The organism is Aquabacterium sp., assembly GCF_036279655.1.
In the GTDB taxonomy this organism is placed as follows: Bacteria; Pseudomonadota; Gammaproteobacteria; order Burkholderiales; family Burkholderiaceae_C; genus Aquabacterium.
This window is the reverse complement of the sequence record NZ_DASUIT010000149.1, coordinates 24534-40116: the sequence shown is the minus strand read 5'-3', so window position 1 is coordinate 40116 and position 15583 is coordinate 24534. Positions and strand designations below refer to the sequence as shown.

Here is a 15583-nt window from a genome sequence, read left to right as displayed (position 1 = left end):
AAGGAGGGCAAGGTCAAGATCGTGCGCGATTCCTTCACCATGCCCGAAGCGGATTTCGCCCTCATCGACCGCATCAAGCTGCGTGCCATCGAGTGGAAACATCCCGTCAAGAAAAGCGAAGTGCTGCGCGCGGCCTTGCAGGCCCTCAATGCCCTGCCCGACGCCCGCGTCAAGGCCTTGCTGTCGGGCCTGGCTGACATCAAGAAGGGGCGACCCAAGAAGGCGACGGGCTGACGCGCGAGTCTCTGGCCTCCACGCAGCAAGCCCTGTGCGTGAATGCTGAGACTATGCGCCCGACCACACTCCCCTCAACCAATCCCGAATATCCGCAATCTCATCCAGGCTCACACTGTGGTCAATGGGGTAGTCATGCCACTGCACTGGCTGCCCCAGGCGGCTGAGCACGGCATAGGCCTGCTGGCCACGCTGCATGGGCACCACGCCATCGGCATCGCCGTGACCCATGAACACCGGTGTGCGGGCATTGGCGGCGTGGCGCTCGGCCTGGGTGGTGTCGGCCAGGGGCAGGTAGCCTGACAGGGCCACCAGGCCCGCCAGGCGCTGGGGGTAGCGCAGGCCGGCCAGCAGCGTCATGGCGCACCCTTGCGAAAAGCCCATCAGCACGATGCCTTCGGCCGGTATACCGCGCGCCACCTGCTGGTCGATCAGGGTGTGGATGGCCTGCAGCGAGGCCCGCATCGACACGGGGTCTTCACGCTCGGGGTGGTTGTGAGGCCGGATGTCGTACCAGGCGCGCATGCGGTAGCCGCCGTTCATGCTCACGGGCATCACCGGGGCGCTGGGCAGCACGAAGCGCAGGGGCCCCAGATCGGCCAGATCGCGTGCCAGCGCCTGGCACACGGGTTCGAAGTCGCTGCCATCGGCGCCCAGGCCGTGCAGGATGATCAGGCAGCGCCGGGGCTGCGGGCCGGTCTCGTGGTCCAGGGTGTTCAGTGTCATGAGCGGATCATGCCAGCCCCATCTCATCAATTCACCGGCACCACCCGCTGCAAGAAGGCCAGTTGATCCGCCGTCATGAGGTCAAAGGGCTCGTCGGTGTAGATGTCGAAATGCCCATAGGGGTAGACACGTGTTTCACACTGAGGCGCAGCGCGGGCGTAGCGCAAGGTGGGCCCCGGGGGCGCCACTGAATCGTGCTCGCACACGCACACCAGCATGGGCGATCGCAGTTGAGAGAGCTTTTTGCCCGGGCGCCAGGTCATGATCATCAGCCCGAACAGGGCGCTCACGCCGTTGATCAGCACCGTGCCTGTGGGCAGGATGATGGACCCCGTGAGATCGCTGATCGGATCGGCCTCAGGCCGCTCGGACGTGCTGATGTTGGGCGTCAGGTGGATGGTCTTTTGTGCAAAGCGCCGGAAGTGTTTCGACAAGCGCCCCGACAGCACCGTGCCTGGGGGGAACAGCTTGAGCACGCCCTGGACCACATCGGGCGCGGTCATCAAGGCCGGAGTGCCCCAGGTGCCTGCCAGGGGCACCAGCACCGGCTTGCGTCGCACCAGCCGCGACAGCGCATCAGCCAGGGCAAAGAGCCCCACCCCCAGCACGCTGGGCACGGCCAGTGCCCGGGCCGACGCCAGCCCATCGGTGAAGGGCCCCTGGATGATGGTGGCGGAGATGTCCTTGCGCGCGCAGCTGACATCGATCATGTGCCCGCCCGCCAGCGACGAGCCGAACAGGATCACCCGACGCCCATCCACTCCGGGCAGGGTCTTGCCGTGGTCGATGGCCGCCATGATGTCGGCCTGCTGCCACTCCCGCACCAGCCAGTGCCGGGGCTGGCCGTCGCTGCGCCCGAAGTGGCGGTAGTCAAACGTGAGCACCGCATAGCCCGCCTCGGCAAAGCGGCGCGCATAGGCATCCAGACGCATCTCGTACAAGCCGCCCAGGCCATGCGACATCACCACCAGGGGTGCAGGCGGATCGATGGCCGCAGGGCGGACAAACAAGCCCCGGCACACCGTGCCGTCGGACAGGAATTCAATTGGGTTTTCGACGATGGCCACAGACATCAGGAGCGTCCTTGCGGTTTGACTTGAATGGCATTCAAGATCGTGAATTATCCTCCACCCATGGCCAGGAACAAACGCGACATCGACGCTCAGGTCAAGCGCGACGAGATCGTCGGGCATGCGCTCGCCCTGTTTCAAGCGCATGGTTTTGATGCCACCTCCATGGCCATGATCTCGCGGGCCGCGGGCATCGCCCCCAACACCATCTACTGGTACTTTGCGGGCAAGGACGAGGTGCTTCTGGCGGTGGCCGAGCACCTGACCGCCCAGGGCCTGGCCGACTACCGCGCCAGGCACTTCCGCTCCATGCTGCAGCGGCTGACCTGGCTCATGGCCCGGTTCAGTGAGCATGAGGCTGTGGTACATGCCATCCACGCCCGGGTCGAGTCATCACCCGCCGTGCGGGAGTGGCACGATCGCTATCACCTCATGCTGGAGGCCCACATCATCGAGGCGCTGACCCAGGCGGGCCACAGCCCCGAGCGCGCCCAGCTGATGGCCACCGTGGGCACCTTCGTGGTCGAAGGGCTGCTGTCTCACCCGCATTCGTCGGCCCAGCGCAAGACCCTTCTGGCCTGGCTGGCGGGTGGTTGACGGGGTGCTGTGGCACGCCGGGGCTCGCGGCCCCAGCCGCCGCGTGTCAGGCGGCCTGCAAGGCGGGCGCCGGGTCGTTCAGCACCCAGTGGTGGTGCAGCGCGGTCATCACCTGCGCTTCACCTTCGCTCAGGTGGCGGTCCGCCACGATGGCCGCATCGGCCAGACGCAGCACGGTCAGGCGCAAGGCGGGCGCATCGACCTCGGCCAGCAGGGAGGCCAGTGTCGATTCGTCCACCCCACCCAGCGAGCCGGTGCTCAGCAGCAGGTCTTCGCACAGGGTCTGCACCACGGGCGCAAAGCCGCCCGGAGGCAGGCCCAGTTCGGATTCGATCTGCAGATGGTTGAGGGCGTCGATCTCCGACTTGCAGACGTGGCCGTCCGAGATCAGTACCAGGGCAACGATGCGGGCCGCGGCTTGCGGGCTGTTTTGAGGGTAGCTGCGCACTTTGAACCTCCTTCAGGTGGAAACAGTGAGCGGTGAGGCTTCAATGTGCGCGCAACATCACTTCTGAAAAAGCAGCATTTATCGAAGTTTGACGTATAAAAAACAGGATGAATATCGCGGAGCTGAGCGGTCCGGCAGGCGCGGGCCTGTGCTTGACCCAGCACTCCAGCATAAAGGCGAATGCAGCCCCTGTGCGGCCCCGTTGCATGAAAACCCCGCGTTTGAATAAAGCTGCCAATTCCTCCCACTCAAAGGGCCGGGATTTCTGCATGATGGTCATCAGTGACCTGTGCTGTACTGCAGAGGGCACCTTCCTGAAACCGCACTTACGGAGGATGGCGCCATGAACTGGTTTGACAACGTTTCCTCGGACAGCGATCAACCGATTGCCGCAGCGTGTTTGTATCAGGGGCACTGGCGACACCGCCTGCACGCCTTCGGCGATGTGGTCTTGTGTCGTGTGGTGATGGATGTGGCCGAGCCTCGGGTGGTGGCCGCCCAGGTGGTCGAGCATGGCCTGGTCGAGGACCTGGGCCGCAGTGCGCTGGAAGATCTGAACCAGGCGATGCTGGCCCAGGAGGTGCACCACTGCCCCACGGCCTGGGGCTTCACGGCATGCACCATGCTGCCGATGTGGGCCAAGCCCACCTTCAGCGAGCGCCAGATCGAAGAGCTGGAGCGCATCCAGGGCTATCTGATCGAGGCGTCGGACGAGTCGGTGGATTCGGTGCTGGCCCTGCGGGATCAGTTTCTGCAAGGCATCGGCATGACGCACCACGACATGTACCGCGCGGTGCGTCAGCCACCCGAGTACGGCATGGGCCAGCGCAAGGGAGGGCGCGGCCTGGCCAACTGAGTGTGGCCGGGCGCGGATCGGGCCCGGGGGCAGGCGTTGCTATATTGGTGGCGTCTTGTCACCTGGTGCCTGCCCATGTCCTACATGCTCCTCATCATCGAACCGCCCGGTCAAAGGGCGACCCGCACCGAGGCCGAAGGCCGGGAGGCCTATGCCCTCATGCGGCGTTTTGGCGAGGGCCTGGCGGCGCAGGGCAAGCTGCAGGCCATGGAGTCCTTGTCATCGCATGCGGGCGCCGTGCGCATCAGCCATGCGGGGGGCCAGGCCAAGGTCATGGACGGCCCGTTTTCCGAGGCCAAGGAAATGATCGGCGGCTTCTTCCTGCTGCAGAACGTCACGCGTGAGGAGGCCATCGCCTTGGCACACGACTGCCCGGCCGCACAGTGGTGCACGGTCGAGGTGCGGGCCCTGGCCCCTTGTTTCGACGACAGCCAGGCCTGATCCGGGTTCGTCCGGGGGCCATGCCTGTCGATGTCGACCAGGCTGCTTCGTCTTGGAAGTGAAGACGCCACTGTCGATTCACAAGGAGATCCCCATGATCCGCAACATCTTCGTCAACCTGCCCATCCAGGACATGGCCCGCTCGCAGGCCTTTTTCAAGGCCCTGGGCATGAGCTTCAACCCCCGCTTCACCAATGAGCAGGGGGCCTGCATGGTGATTGCCGACAACATCTACGCCATGCTGCTGGTCGAGCCCTTCTTTCAGGGTTTCACCAAGCTGCCCATCAGCGATGCGAAACAGTCGACCGAGGTGCTGATCGCCTTGTCGTGCGACAGCCGCGAAGAGGTCGAGTCCCTCATCGGCAAGGCCGTGGCCGCCGGGGCCACCACGCCCAACGAGCCCAAGGACTACGGCTTCATGTATCAGCACGGCTTTGCCGATCTGGACGGGCATCAGTGGGAGGTGTTCTACATGGATGAGAGCGCCGCTCCCGAGCAGATGTGAGGGCGCAGGGCGCGGCGCATGCATTCCCAGGTTCACGACACCATCGCGGCCGTGTGGCGCGCCGAGTCGCCCCGCATCGTGGCGGTGGTGATGCGCCGCGTGCAGGACCTGGGGGTGGCCGAAGAGCTGGCGCAGGACGCCCTGGTGGCCGCCCTGGAGCGCTGGCCCCTCGATGGCCTGCCTGACAAGCCCGCCGCCTGGCTGATGACCGTGGCCCAGAACCGCGCCCTGGACCACCTGCGACACCGCCAGATGAGCGCGGCCCGCCATGAGGAGCTGGCCCGTGATCTGGACGCCCAGGAGGCCTTGATCGTGCCTGACTTTGTCGATGCGCTGGATGCCGCCCGCCAGGATCCGATCGGGGACGATCTGCTGCGCCTGATCTTCACGGCCTGCCACCCGGTGCTGTCGACCGATGCGCGCGTGGCCTTGACCCTCAAGCTGCTGGGGGGCCTGAGCACGCACGAGATCGCCCGCGCCTGTCTGGTGTCCGAGCCCACGGTGGCCCAGCGCATCGTGCGGGCCAAGCGCAGCCTGTCGGAGGCGAAGGTGCCCTTTGAGCTGCCGCGTGCCCCGGCCCTGGGCGAGCGCCTGGCCTCGGTGCTGGAGGTGGTCTACCTGATCTTCAACGAGGGCTACACCGCCACCACGGGTCAGGACTGGATGCGCCCGGCGCTGTGCCAGGAGGCCTTGCGCCTGGGCCGCCTGCTGGCCGACCTGGCCCCGCAGGAAGCCGAGGTGCATGGCCTGCTGGCCCTCATGGAGATCCAGGCCTCCCGCATGGCCGCTCGCACGGATGCACAGGGCGAACCCATTTTGCTGAACGATCAGGACCGCTCCCGCTGGGACCACGCGCTCATTGAGCAAGGCCTGGCGGCGTTGGCCCGCGCGGAGGCCCTGGGCCAGACGGCCCGCTCCTATCGCTTGCAGGCCGAGATCGCGGCCTGCCACGCCCGCGCCGCGCGACCCCAGGACACCGACTGGCACCGCATGGCGGGCCTGTACGCCGAGCTGATGCGGGTGGCGCCTTCCCCGGTGGTGGAACTCAACCGGGCCGTGGCAGTGAGCATGGCCGAGGGACCCGCAGCGGGTCTGCGCATCGTGGACACCTTGCTGAGCGACAAGGCCCTGCAGCGCTACCACTGGCTGTTTGCCGTGCAGGCCGATCTGCTGGACAAGCTGGGCCGTGCCGAAGCGGCGCGGGAGGCCTATCTGAAGGCGGCCTCGCTGGCCGGCAATGAGCGGGAAAAAGCCCTGCTGTTGCAACGGGCTGACCGCTGACGTGGCCCCATGGAGGCCCCGCCATTTGTTAATCTGGCGAGATGAGCGACCCCACCCCCTACACGCCCCCCGCCATCTGGACCTGGACGCCAGGCCATGGTGGCAAGTTCGCCAACATCAACCGCCCCATCGCCGGGCCCACGCACGCGCAGGACCTGCCTGTGGGCCGCCACCCCCTGCAGCTGTACTCCCTGGCCACGCCCAATGGCGTGAAGGTGACCGTGATGCTGGAGGAGTTGCTGGCCCTGGGGCACACGGGCGCCGAGTACGACGCCTGGCTGATTCCCATCCAGGAGGGCGCGCAGTTCGGCAGCGGCTTTGTGGCCGTCAACCCCAATTCCAAGATCCCGGCCCTGCTGGACCGCAGCGGGCCCGAGCCCATCCGGGTGTTCGAGTCGGGTGCCATCCTGATGTACCTGGCCGAGAAGTTCGGCGCCTTCCTGCCCACCGAGCCCGCACGCCGGGCCGAGTGCCTGTCCTGGCTGTTCTGGCAGATGGGCAGTGCCCCGTTCATGGGCGGCGGCTTTGGCCACTTCTATGCCTATGCGCCGACCAAGATCGAATACGCCATCGACCGCTACGCCATGGAGGTCAAGCGCCAACTGGATGTGCTCGATCGCTTGCTGGCCGAGCGCCCTTATGTGGCCGGCGAGGACTACACCATTGCCGACATGGCCATCTGGCCCTGGTATGGCGCGATGGCCAAGGGCCAGCTCTATGAGGCGGGCGAGTTCCTGCAGGTGCATACCTACACCCACGTCATCCGCTGGGCCGACGAGATCGCGCAGCGACCCGCCGTGCGGCGTGGGCGCATGGTCAACCGCACCTGGGGGGATCCGGCCAGCCAATTGCACGAGCGGCACGATGCCAGCGACTTCGACACCCTCACGCAGGACAAGCGCGCATGAGCCTCATCCTCTATGACTGCGCCACCGCGCCCAGCCCCCGCCGTGCCCGCATCCTGCTGGCTGAAAAAGGCCTGGCCCACGAGACCGTGCAGGTCGATCTGCGCACAGGCGAACAGCTCAGCGAGGCCTATCGCCAGGTGAACCCTTTGTGCACGGTGCCGGCCCTGCGTACCGAAGAAGGCCGGGTGCTGACCGACAACGCGGCCATTGCCGCCTATGTGGAAGCCCGATACCCCGATCCTCCCTTGATGGGTGTGACACCCGAAGACAAGGCCGAGGTGGCCAGCTGGGCCTGGCGGGCCGAGTTCGAGGGCCTGCTGGCCATTGCCGAGGCCTTTCGCAACAGCAGCCCGGCCATGGTCAACCGGGCGCTGCCCGGGCCGGTGGACTATCCCCAGATCCCCGAGCTGGCCCAACGGGGGCGCGCTCGGGTGCAGCAGTTTTTCCAGACGCTCGACGCGCGACTGGCCGGACGGGAGTTCATTGCCACCGAGCGCTTCACCTTGGCCGATATCACCGCCGTGGTGGCTGTGGACTTTGCGCGCATCGTCAAGGTGGGCATCACCGAGCAGCAGCCCCACCTGATGCGCTGGCGCGCGCATCTGGCCGAGCGGCCGTCGATGGTCTTGTGAGCCGCAAGCCGCTGCCCGTCGTCGATCCCGACCGCTGTACAGGTTGCGGTCGATGTGTGGGGGCGTGTCCACCCCTGGTGATGTCCCTGCAGGCACAAGGCCCCCGTGGCTGGGGCCCCAAACACGCGGTGCTGCATGACGAGCCGGGCTGCACCGGCTGCTCGAAATGCGCCGTGGTGTGCCCCTTCGAGGCGATCACGATGGTGCGGACCCCGGACTGAGGCCCAGAGTACCGCGTCAGCCCCGGCGATCGAACTGCAAGATGGCGCGGGCCACCTGGCCCAGGGGCAGGACCTCGTCGACCCCCTGAAGCCGGATGGCCTCCATCGGCATGCCGAAGACGACACAGGTTTCCTCGTTCTGCGCCACGGTGCGCGCGCCACCGTCGTGCAGGCGCTTCATGCCTCGGGCGCCGTCGTTGCCCATGCCGGTCAGGAGGATGGCCAGCACATCCTTGCCCGCGCATTCGGCGGCGGACTGGAACAGCACGTCCACGGAGGGCTTGTGGCGGTTGACGGGGGGGCCATCGCTGATGACGGCGAAGTACTGACCGCCGCTCTTGCGCAACTGCATGTGCTTGCCCCCCGGGGCGATCAGCACCACCCCGCGCTGGATGCGGTCGCCATCCCGGGCTTCGCGCACATGCATGGCGCAGGCCGCATCCAGCCTTTGGGCGTACATGGCGGTGAAATGCTCGGGCATGTGCTGCACGATGGCGATGCCCGGGCAGTCTCCAGGCAGGCCCATCAGGACGGATTCGATGGCCTGGGTGCCGCCCGTGGAGGCGCCCAGCACCACAGGCTTGTTCACGGCCAGGCCATGCACACCGGGGACCACGGGGGGCGGGGCGTTCGAGGCCGTGGCTCTGGCGCTGGCGGGCCCCGGCGCGATGCCGCGCGGGCGCGAGCGGGCGGCGGTTTTCAGGGTCTGCACCAGTTCACGTCTGGAGTCCTCCAGGAACTGCCGCAGGCCCAGGCGGGGTTTGCCCACCACGGCCACAGCGCCGGCTGCCAGGGCGTCAAGTGCGATCTTGCTGCCCTGTTCGGTCAGGGTCGAGCAGATGACCGTGGCGATGGGCATCTCGCCCATGATCTGGCGCAGAAAGGTCAGGCCGTCCATGCCCGGCATCTCGATGTCCAGCAGCAGCACGTCGGGGCGTGTCTTGCGGATCACGGGGCCGGCGATCAGGGGGTTGGGGGCGCTGCCCATCAGCTCGATGCCCGGCTCGCCTTGCAGCATGTGCATCAGGGCCTGGCGCACCACGGCCGAGTCATCGACCACATAGACCTTGATCTTGTTCGGGTCGGTCATAAGGGGATCGCCACAGTGTGAGGGGATTCGGGTCCCACGGTCCAGCTCAACTGGCGGTACACGGCACCGCCCAGATCCACCGAGATCACGCCCACGCCCATCGCCTCCAGGGCATCGAGTGCCCACTGTGCGTTGCAGTCTCCCACCGAAGGGCCGCTCACCAGATGGGGGAACATGTTGCCGCCTCCATAGACATAGGCTTCGCAGCGCGAGACGCTGATCGCATGGGCTTGCAGCAGCTCGATCATGCGCTTCATGGCCATGTCGCCATAGGCACACGATGAACTGCCCGCCTGCTCGGCGGACCGGGAGTGAACGATGTGGCACATGGTGCCCACCGTGCGCCGGGGATCGGTGAGCACGATGGCCACGCAGGAGCCCAGCAGGGTCTGCAGCCGATCGCCTCGCAGCCCCAGGGCCACATCGCCGGGGTGCAGCGTGATGACGCGTGGGGCCGCTTGTCCCATCACCGGGCATCCCGGGCCAGCTTGCGGAACACGCCGGGAGCGAGGGGCTGCAGAGGCACATCGGCCTGCACGCGCCCCTCGGCGGTGCCGATGAAGAACAGGCCGCCCACGCGCAACTGGCCCAGCACCTGATTCACCACCTGGCGCTTGGTGGGCTCATCGAAGTAGATCAGCACATTGCGCAGGAACACGACATCAAAGGGCCCGATGGCCTCGATGGGCTGGCACAGGTTCAACTGACCGAAGCGCACATGCTCGGTGATGCGGGGCTGGATCTTGACCAGGCCGTCGAAGTCGCCCTCGCCACGCAGGCAATAGCGCTTGAGGCGCTGGGGTGAGACCTCGCGCAGACGCTCCTGCGGGAACACCGCCTCGCTGGCGCTGCGCAGCACGCGGTCGCTGATGTCGGTGCCCAGGATGGACCAGTGCTGACCCACTCGCCCCTGCATCTGCAGGTCGGCCAGCAGCATGGCGATGCTGTAGGCCTCGTCGCCGAAGGACGAGGCCGCGCTCCACACCGACAGGGATGCTGGACGCTTCTGGCTCAGCTCTCGCTCCAGGAGCTCGAAGTGCAGTGGCTCTCTGAAGAAATAGGTCTCGTTGGTGGTCAGCAGGTCAACGGCGACCTGAAACTCGCCATGATCTTGATCGCCCGAGATCAGTGCGAAGTACTCTTCGAAGCCGCCGATGTTCAGGCGTTGCAGACGCTGTGTCAGGCGCGAGGAGACCAGCGCCTTCTTGCTGTCGTTGAAGGACAGGCCGATGCTGTCATGCATCAGACCCGCGATCTTGCGGTAGGTGTCGTCGGCCAGGGGGTGCATGTCGGGGCCTGCGGATGATCAGGAGGTGACCACTTCCTGGGCCGCCTCGCACAGATGGGCCATTTCCTGGACATCCAGTGCGCGGTCGGGCTCCAGCAGGATGACAAAGCGCTTGCCGACCTTGCCGATGCCGCGGATGAAATCCCGGCGCACGGACATGCCGAAATCGGGTGCGGGCTCGATCTGGTCTTGGGCGATTTTGATGACCTCGCTGACCGCATCGACCAGCAGGCCCAGCTCGGTGCGTTCACCCGATCGGATCGCGTCGAAGATGACGATGCAGCTCTTCTTGCCCACCTTGGCAGGGGGGCGGCCAAAGCGGGCGTTCAGATCGATCACCGGCACGACCGAGCCCCGCAGATTGATGACCCCGCGCAGGAAGCTCGGCATCAGGGGCACGGTGGCCATGGGACCGCACTGGATGATCTCTCGCACGGTGCGGATGTCCATGCCCAGCACCTCTTCGCCCAGCCAGAAGGTGAGGAACTGGGCGGGCACGCTGTCATTGCCGACGTTGCTCATGGTGTGCTCCTGCTCAGTAGGGGCGGAAGTTGCCCCGTGTGCCCGTGGCCAGTTTGGGCACGCTGGGCTGGACGGCCTTGTGGCCATGTCCACGCATGGGTGAGTTCGGTGCGCGGCGCTCCATGGGGTGATCGGATTCGGCACGGCTGCGGCGCGAGGCCTCTTCGGGCTCGCCCAAGTTGAAGAAGGCCACCGACTGCAGCAGTTGCTCGGCCTGGCCGGACAGCTCTTCCGAGGTGGCGGCGAGCTCTTCGGATGCCGAGGCGTTCATCTGCGTGGTGTTGCTCAACTGGCCCATGGCGCTGCCGATCTGGGTGACCGACTGGCTCTGCTCCTGCGAGGCGGCAGCGATCTCCTGCACCAGCTCGGAGGTCTTCTGGATCGAGGGCACGATCTCGTCGAGCAGCTTGCCTGCTCGCTCCGCGGTGGAGACGCTGTCCCCGGCGAGGTCACCGATCTCCTTGGCGGCTTCCTGGCTGCGTTCGGCCAGCTTGCGCACCTCGTCGGCCACCACCGCAAAGCCCTTGCCATGCTCGCCCGCGCGGGCCGCTTCGATGGCGGCATTGAGGGCCAGCAGATTGGTCTGGTAGGCGATGTCGTCGATGATGCCGATCTTCTGGGCGATCTGCTTCATGGCGCTCACCGTCTGGGTCACGGCCGCGCCGCCCTCATCGGCTTCCTTGCTGGCCTTGGTGGCCATGACATCGGTCACCCGGGCGTTGTCGCTGTTCTGCGTGATCGAGGCGGACATCAGTTCGATGGACGAGGTGGTCTCGGTGACCGAGCTGGCCTGCTCGCTGGCCGATTGCGACAGCGACTGCGCCGTGGCGCTGACCTGGTTGGCCGCCCCCGTCAGCGCATTGGCGGCGGCACGCACTTCGTCGATCACCTCGGCGAGTTTGTCGGCGCTGGTGTTGGCGTCGTTCTTGACCTGATCGAACACGCCTTCGGCCTCCCGCGTGATGCGCTGGCTCAGATCACCTTCGGCCAGGGCCGAGAACACGCGGCCCACATCGTCGATGATGGCCGCCAGCTTCTCGCTGGCCGCGTTGGCGTCGTTCTTGACCTCGGCAAACGTGCCTTCGTAGTCCCGTTCGATGCGCTGGGTGAGGTCACCGGCCGACAGGGCCCCAAGCACGCGACCCATGTCGTTGAAGATGACCGAGGTGGTGTCGATCAGGGCATTGACGCCTTCGCACAGCACCTTGATGGGGCCGCTCTTGCCCTCCAGAGGGATGCGCTGCGAGAGGTCCCCGGCCATGGCGGCCGAGGTGACGGCCTGTGCCTGCTCCACCGACAGGTTCAGCATGCGGCTGGCCATGACGCTTTCCGTCACATCGGTGGCGAGCTTGACCACCTTGACCACCCGGCCCATTTCGTCGCACACGGGCGCATAGACGGCCTGGATCCAGACTTCGCGGCCGCCGTTGGCGATGCGCTTGAAGACATCATTGCGGGGCTTGCCCGATTGCAGGTCCTGCCAGAACTGGTGATAGGCGTGTTCGGCGGCCTGGCTGGGGTCCACGAACATGCGGTGGTGCTTGCCGACGATCTCCTCCAGTCGATAGCCCATCACGCCCAGGAAGTTCTGATTGGCGTTGAGCACATGGCCCTGAAGATCGAACTCGATGAAGGCATAGGAGCGGTCGATGGCCGACAGGATGCCCTTGGCGTTCTGCCGTTCGATCTCGGCTTCGGTGATGTCATAACGCACGCCCAGGTATTTCATGGGCTTGCCGTTGTCGCCCAGGATGGGCGCCACCACGGCATCGACGTAGTAAGGCGTGCCGTCTTTGGCGCGGTTCTTGATCACGCCACGGAAGATCTCGCCGCGCCCGATGGTGGACCACAGTTGCTTGAAGGTCTCCTTGGGCATGTCCGGGTGGCGCGTGGTGCTGTGGGGTTGCCCGATCAGCTCGTCACGCCGGTACTTGGAGACCTGGATGAACTTCTCGTTGACGCTGACGATGTCGCCCTTCTTGTCGGCCTCGGAGACGATGCTGGTGACATTCATGATGTCGGTGCGCACCTTCAGCTCCGACTCCACTTCGGCCAGACGGCCCTTGAGCGTGTTCATGGCCTCTTCGGCATCCTGGCGTGCACGTTCGTGCTCGGCCAGGATGTCGCTGTGGCGTTGCAGTTCCTTGCCTGCAAGCAGTTTGAGCCACCAGGACGGGCTGTGCTGTGTCATCGCGATCTCCTAGAGTTGAGTGTGGGCGATCGGGCTGGCAGAGCCATCGGACCGCTGTGTCTTGCCGTGCACCGTGCGTGGCTGCGCTGCGAGTTGACCCAGGGCGGCGGCGTCGACGATCAAGGCGACTTCGCCGGTGCCCAGGATGGACGAGCCCGACACGCCACGCAGACTGCGCAGCATCAGGCCCAGGGGTTTGATGACGGTCTGGTGCTGCCCCAGCAGGGCATCGACCAGCACGCCATAACGACGCGTGCCCGAGCGCACCACCACCACGCTGCTGCGTTCGGGCGGGGGCGAGTCCAGGGCATAGAGGGTGCGCAGATCGACCACCGGCAGCACTTCGCCGCGCAACTCGACGCAGCAGCGTCCGCTGGCATCTACCGCGGTGGCCGCAGCCCGGTTGGCGATCACCTCGACCACGGCGTCGAGCGGCAGGATGAACTTGGAGGGCCCCACGCCGACCAGGAAGCCGTCGATGATGGCCAGGGTCAGGGGCAGACGGATCTCGATGCACGAGCCCTGCCCGCCTTCGCTGGAGATCGTGACCGACCCTCGCAGGGCCTCGACGTTGCTGCGCACGACATCCATGCCCACGCCGCGACCGCTGAGGTTGGTGATCTTCTCCGCGGTGGAAAAGCCCGGGGCAAAGATCAGGTTCAGGATCTCGTGATCGGGGGGCACCTCGCCCTGCTCTAGCAGGCGCTGGTCCCAGGCGCGCTGCAGCACCTTGTCGCGCTGCACCCCGCGGCCATCGTCGATGATGCGGATCAGGATGCTGCCGGATTCGTGGCAAGCGCTCAGCGTCAGCTTGCCCTGGGGCGGCTTGCCTGATGCGACCCGCTGCTCTGGTGTTTCCAGGCCATGGTCCAGGGCGTTGCGCACCAGGTGCATGAGCGGATCGGCGATGCGCTCCACCATGGCCTTGTCCAGTTCGGTGTCGCCGCCCACGATCTCCAGGGCGACTTCCTTGCCCAGCTCGGCGGCAGTGTCGCGCACCACCCGCCGAAAGCGCGTGAAGGTCTCCCCGATGGGCACCATGCGCAGCTTCAAGGTGCTGTTGCGGATGCCCTCGATCAGGCGCGTGACCTGCTGGTTGGCTTCCACCAGTGAGCGCTGACGGGTCTGACGCGCCAGCATCGAGGCGCCGGCGCCCGCGATCACCAGCTCGCCCAGCAGGTTGATGACTTCGTCCAGACGGTCGGCGTGCACGCGGATGTAGTGGCTCTCATCGCCTGTGCCGGGGCCCCCTGAGCGCTGGCGTTGCTGCTTCTGCAGTGCGGCGGCCACCACGGTGGGGCTGACGGCGGCGCTGCTTTGCAGCACCTCACCCAGGCGTGGGGCCGGGCCGGACGAGTCCGTCGCATCGGCCGCCTCGTTCTGGGTCTGCAAGCCTTGCAGCAGTTGCACCCGGGAGATGGCGCCGGCCGACACGAGGATGTCGCCCAGTCGGGGCTGATCGGGCATGGCCTCGATGAGCGTGACCAGATCCTTGGGGCTGGCGCCCGGCTCGAGGATGATCAGCTCGCAGTCCTCGCGCGCAAACTTGAAGGACTGTTCGATCTCCTCGCGCGTGGCCGTGGTGTCCAGCTGGAACTCGAAGGCCAGATGGCAATCTTCGGGATCCAGGGCCTCCAGCGGCGGGATGGTCTGCGCATCACACAGCGCACAAGGGATGGCGCCCAGGCCAGCCACATAGTTCAGCAGTGTCAAGGGGTCGATGCCATGGCGGAAGGTGTCGGCCGTGAAGCGCACCGAGATCTGCCAGCGGCGCAGCCCGGTATCGGCATCCGGGCCAGCGGTGGGCTCGGTCGGGCATCGTGCGGGTGAGGGCGTGTCGCCCGTGGCTTCGGCGGTGGCCTGCTTCAGGCGCGTCACCAGGGCCTCGCGGGTCTGCACGGTGTCGGGGTCATCGTCCGGGTCGTTGCCGGCCTCGTTGACCAGCGCACGGATCACGTCATTGCTTTGCAGCAACAAGGTGCTCAGGGCGGGCGTGAGGCACAGACGACCCTCGCGCATGGGCTGCAACAGGGCTTCCACATGGTGCGTGAAGTTCACCACCCGGTCCAGGCCGAACACGCCGGCCGAACCCTTGATGGTGTGCGCACAGCGGAACAGGGCATGGAGCAGCTCGCTGTCATCGGGCGTCGCCTCCAGTTGCAGCAGCAACTGCTCGAGCGCGGCGATTTGCTCGTGGGCCTCTTCGATGAAGGCCGGCAGCATTTCCTGGATGAGATCGTCATCGCTGGGGGCTTGGCTCACAGGGCGACTCCTTTCAGGTCGGCGTCGCGCATCAGGCTGCAGGCGCCCAGGGTCTTGACCGCCGACATCAGGGCCTGACTGGGGTCGACCAGTGTCAGGCGACGGTGCTGGCGTTGCAGGCTGTTCAACAGCGACAGCAGCAGTTGCACCCCGGCGGCATCGACCTCGGCGACGGAGCCGGCGGCCACGCGCAGGCAGCCATCGTCGTGTTCGTCCGTCGGGGCCGTCACCCAGTTCACGCACTCGGGGTAGAACTCACCGATCGTGTAGATCGTCAGTTCGGCGGGCAGCTCACAGGCATGGGGCATGGC

The 15583-nt window shown here is 66.3% G+C and carries 18 protein-coding genes and 1 pseudogene; 9 read left to right on the top strand and 10 right to left on the bottom strand.

Annotation, left to right across the window (positions count from 1 at the left end; all coding sequences use genetic code 11):
- Positions 1-234: pseudogene (locus VFW84_RS15810) on the top strand (hypothetical protein); the annotation flags it as partial.
- Positions 235-285: 51 nt separating this feature from the next.
- On the opposite strand, the gene VFW84_RS15805 reads toward VFW84_RS15810, so the two are convergent.
- Positions 286-960, bottom strand: coding sequence for an alpha/beta hydrolase (locus tag VFW84_RS15805; protein WP_329681427.1), 675 nt, complete (start codon positions 958-960; stop codon positions 286-288).
- A 26-nt stretch (positions 961-986) separates the two neighbouring features.
- Complete coding sequence (locus tag VFW84_RS15800; RefSeq protein ID WP_329681426.1) at positions 987-2033, bottom strand: alpha/beta fold hydrolase; 1047 nt, start codon at positions 2031-2033, stop codon at positions 987-989.
- Between the two features lie 60 nt (positions 2034-2093).
- On the opposite strand from VFW84_RS15800, the gene VFW84_RS15795 reads away from it, so the two are divergent.
- Positions 2094-2627, top strand: coding sequence for a helix-turn-helix domain-containing protein (locus VFW84_RS15795; RefSeq protein WP_329681425.1), 534 nt, complete (start codon positions 2094-2096; stop codon positions 2625-2627).
- A gap of 46 nt (positions 2628-2673) precedes the next feature.
- On the opposite strand, the gene VFW84_RS15790 is transcribed toward VFW84_RS15795, so the two are convergent.
- Complete coding sequence (locus VFW84_RS15790) at positions 2674-3075, bottom strand: TerB family tellurite resistance protein (RefSeq protein ID WP_329681424.1); 402 nt, start codon at positions 3073-3075, stop codon at positions 2674-2676.
- Between the two features lie 343 nt (positions 3076-3418).
- Between VFW84_RS15790 and VFW84_RS15785 the strand changes: the two genes are divergently transcribed.
- From VFW84_RS15785 to VFW84_RS15755, 7 genes are all read left to right on the top strand, one after another.
- The gene (locus VFW84_RS15785) at positions 3419-3931 is read left to right on the top strand and encodes a hypothetical protein (RefSeq protein WP_329681423.1); all 513 of its coding nucleotides are present in this window, start codon (positions 3419-3421) and stop codon (positions 3929-3931) included.
- A 75-nt stretch (positions 3932-4006) separates the two neighbouring features.
- Positions 4007-4372 carry a YciI family protein gene (locus VFW84_RS15780; protein WP_329681422.1) on the top strand — a complete coding sequence of 122 codons (366 nt, stop codon included), beginning with the start codon at positions 4007-4009 and terminating at the stop codon, positions 4370-4372.
- 94 nt (positions 4373-4466) lie between these two features.
- Positions 4467-4877: a VOC family protein gene (locus VFW84_RS15775; protein ID WP_329681421.1), complete on the top strand. Its 411-nt coding sequence runs from the start codon at positions 4467-4469 to the stop codon at positions 4875-4877.
- Between the two features lie 18 nt (positions 4878-4895).
- Positions 4896-6158, top strand: coding sequence for an RNA polymerase sigma factor (locus tag VFW84_RS15770; RefSeq protein ID WP_329681420.1), 1263 nt, complete (start codon positions 4896-4898; stop codon positions 6156-6158).
- A 41-nt stretch (positions 6159-6199) separates the two neighbouring features.
- Positions 6200-7066 (top strand): glutathione-dependent disulfide-bond oxidoreductase, encoded by an 867-nt coding sequence (yghU, locus tag VFW84_RS15765; protein ID WP_329681419.1) that lies wholly within the window; start codon positions 6200-6202, stop codon positions 7064-7066.
- On the top strand, positions 7063-7698 hold the full coding sequence (locus VFW84_RS15760; protein WP_329681418.1) for a glutathione S-transferase: 636 nt from the start codon (positions 7063-7065) through the stop codon (positions 7696-7698). The genes yghU and VFW84_RS15760 overlap by 4 nt, the downstream gene beginning before the upstream one ends.
- The gene (locus VFW84_RS15755; protein WP_329681417.1) at positions 7695-7919 is read left to right on the top strand and encodes an ATP-binding protein; all 225 of its coding nucleotides are present in this window, start codon (positions 7695-7697) and stop codon (positions 7917-7919) included. Before VFW84_RS15760 ends, VFW84_RS15755 begins: the two co-directional genes overlap by 4 nt.
- Before the next feature lie 16 nt (positions 7920-7935).
- Here VFW84_RS15755 and VFW84_RS15750 read toward each other — a convergent pair whose 3' ends face one another.
- The 7 genes from VFW84_RS15750 to VFW84_RS15720 are packed head-to-tail and all read right to left on the bottom strand — an operon-like array spanning position 7936 to position 15580.
- A complete protein-coding gene (locus tag VFW84_RS15750; protein ID WP_329681416.1) occupies positions 7936-9009 on the bottom strand; it encodes a chemotaxis response regulator protein-glutamate methylesterase in 1074 nt (357 codons plus the stop codon).
- Positions 9006-9476 carry a chemotaxis protein CheD gene (locus VFW84_RS15745; protein ID WP_329681415.1) on the bottom strand — a complete coding sequence of 157 codons (471 nt, stop codon included), beginning with the start codon at positions 9474-9476 and terminating at the stop codon, positions 9006-9008. The genes VFW84_RS15750 and VFW84_RS15745 overlap by 4 nt, the downstream gene beginning before the upstream one ends.
- Positions 9476-10297, bottom strand: coding sequence for a protein-glutamate O-methyltransferase CheR (locus tag VFW84_RS15740; protein WP_329681414.1), 822 nt, complete (start codon positions 10295-10297; stop codon positions 9476-9478). Before VFW84_RS15740 ends, VFW84_RS15745 begins: the two co-directional genes overlap by 1 nt.
- An 18-nt stretch (positions 10298-10315) precedes the next feature.
- On the bottom strand, positions 10316-10819 hold the full coding sequence (locus tag VFW84_RS15735) for a chemotaxis protein CheW (protein WP_329681413.1): 504 nt from the start codon (positions 10817-10819) through the stop codon (positions 10316-10318).
- Between the two features lie 13 nt (positions 10820-10832).
- On the bottom strand, positions 10833-13010 hold the full coding sequence (locus VFW84_RS15730) for a methyl-accepting chemotaxis protein (protein WP_329681412.1): 2178 nt from the start codon (positions 13008-13010) through the stop codon (positions 10833-10835).
- A 9-nt stretch (positions 13011-13019) separates the two neighbouring features.
- Positions 13020-15272, bottom strand: coding sequence for a chemotaxis protein CheA (locus VFW84_RS15725; protein ID WP_329681411.1), 2253 nt, complete (start codon positions 15270-15272; stop codon positions 13020-13022).
- The gene (locus VFW84_RS15720; protein ID WP_329681410.1) at positions 15269-15580 is read right to left on the bottom strand and encodes an STAS domain-containing protein; all 312 of its coding nucleotides are present in this window, start codon (positions 15578-15580) and stop codon (positions 15269-15271) included. The genes VFW84_RS15725 and VFW84_RS15720 overlap by 4 nt, the downstream gene beginning before the upstream one ends.
- Positions 15581-15583: the final 3 nt, after the last annotated feature.

Bases quoted from the DNA above. Each gene is read 5' to 3' on its own strand.
- VFW84_RS15780 (WP_329681422.1), top strand. From the start codon at position 4,007: ATGTCCTACATGCTCCTCATCATCGAACCGCCCGGTCAAAGGGCGACC.
- VFW84_RS15800 (WP_329681426.1), bottom strand. From the start codon at position 2,033: ATGTCTGTGGCCATCGTCGAAAACCCAATTGAATTCCTGTCCGACGGC.
- VFW84_RS15730 (WP_329681412.1), bottom strand. From the start codon at position 13,010: ATGACACAGCACAGCCCGTCCTGGTGGCTCAAACTGCTTGCAGGCAAG.
- VFW84_RS15795 (WP_329681425.1), top strand. From the start codon at position 2,094: ATGGCCAGGAACAAACGCGACATCGACGCTCAGGTCAAGCGCGACGAG.
- VFW84_RS15805 (WP_329681427.1), bottom strand. From the start codon at position 960: ATGACACTGAACACCCTGGACCACGAGACCGGCCCGCAGCCCCGGCGC.
- VFW84_RS15720 (WP_329681410.1), bottom strand. From the start codon at position 15,580: ATGCCCCATGCCTGTGAGCTGCCCGCCGAACTGACGATCTACACGATC.
- VFW84_RS15785 (WP_329681423.1), top strand. From the start codon at position 3,419: ATGAACTGGTTTGACAACGTTTCCTCGGACAGCGATCAACCGATTGCC.
- VFW84_RS15735 (WP_329681413.1), bottom strand. From the start codon at position 10,819: ATGAGCAACGTCGGCAATGACAGCGTGCCCGCCCAGTTCCTCACCTTC.
- VFW84_RS15775 (WP_329681421.1), top strand. From the start codon at position 4,467: ATGATCCGCAACATCTTCGTCAACCTGCCCATCCAGGACATGGCCCGC.
- VFW84_RS15770 (WP_329681420.1), top strand. From the start codon at position 4,896: ATGCATTCCCAGGTTCACGACACCATCGCGGCCGTGTGGCGCGCCGAG.
- VFW84_RS15760 (WP_329681418.1), top strand. From the start codon at position 7,063: ATGAGCCTCATCCTCTATGACTGCGCCACCGCGCCCAGCCCCCGCCGT.
- yghU (WP_329681419.1), top strand. From the start codon at position 6,200: ATGAGCGACCCCACCCCCTACACGCCCCCCGCCATCTGGACCTGGACG.
- VFW84_RS15745 (WP_329681415.1), bottom strand. From the start codon at position 9,476: ATGGGACAAGCGGCCCCACGCGTCATCACGCTGCACCCCGGCGATGTG.
- VFW84_RS15740 (WP_329681414.1), bottom strand. From the start codon at position 10,297: ATGCACCCCCTGGCCGACGACACCTACCGCAAGATCGCGGGTCTGATG.
- VFW84_RS15750 (WP_329681416.1), bottom strand. From the start codon at position 9,009: ATGACCGACCCGAACAAGATCAAGGTCTATGTGGTCGATGACTCGGCC.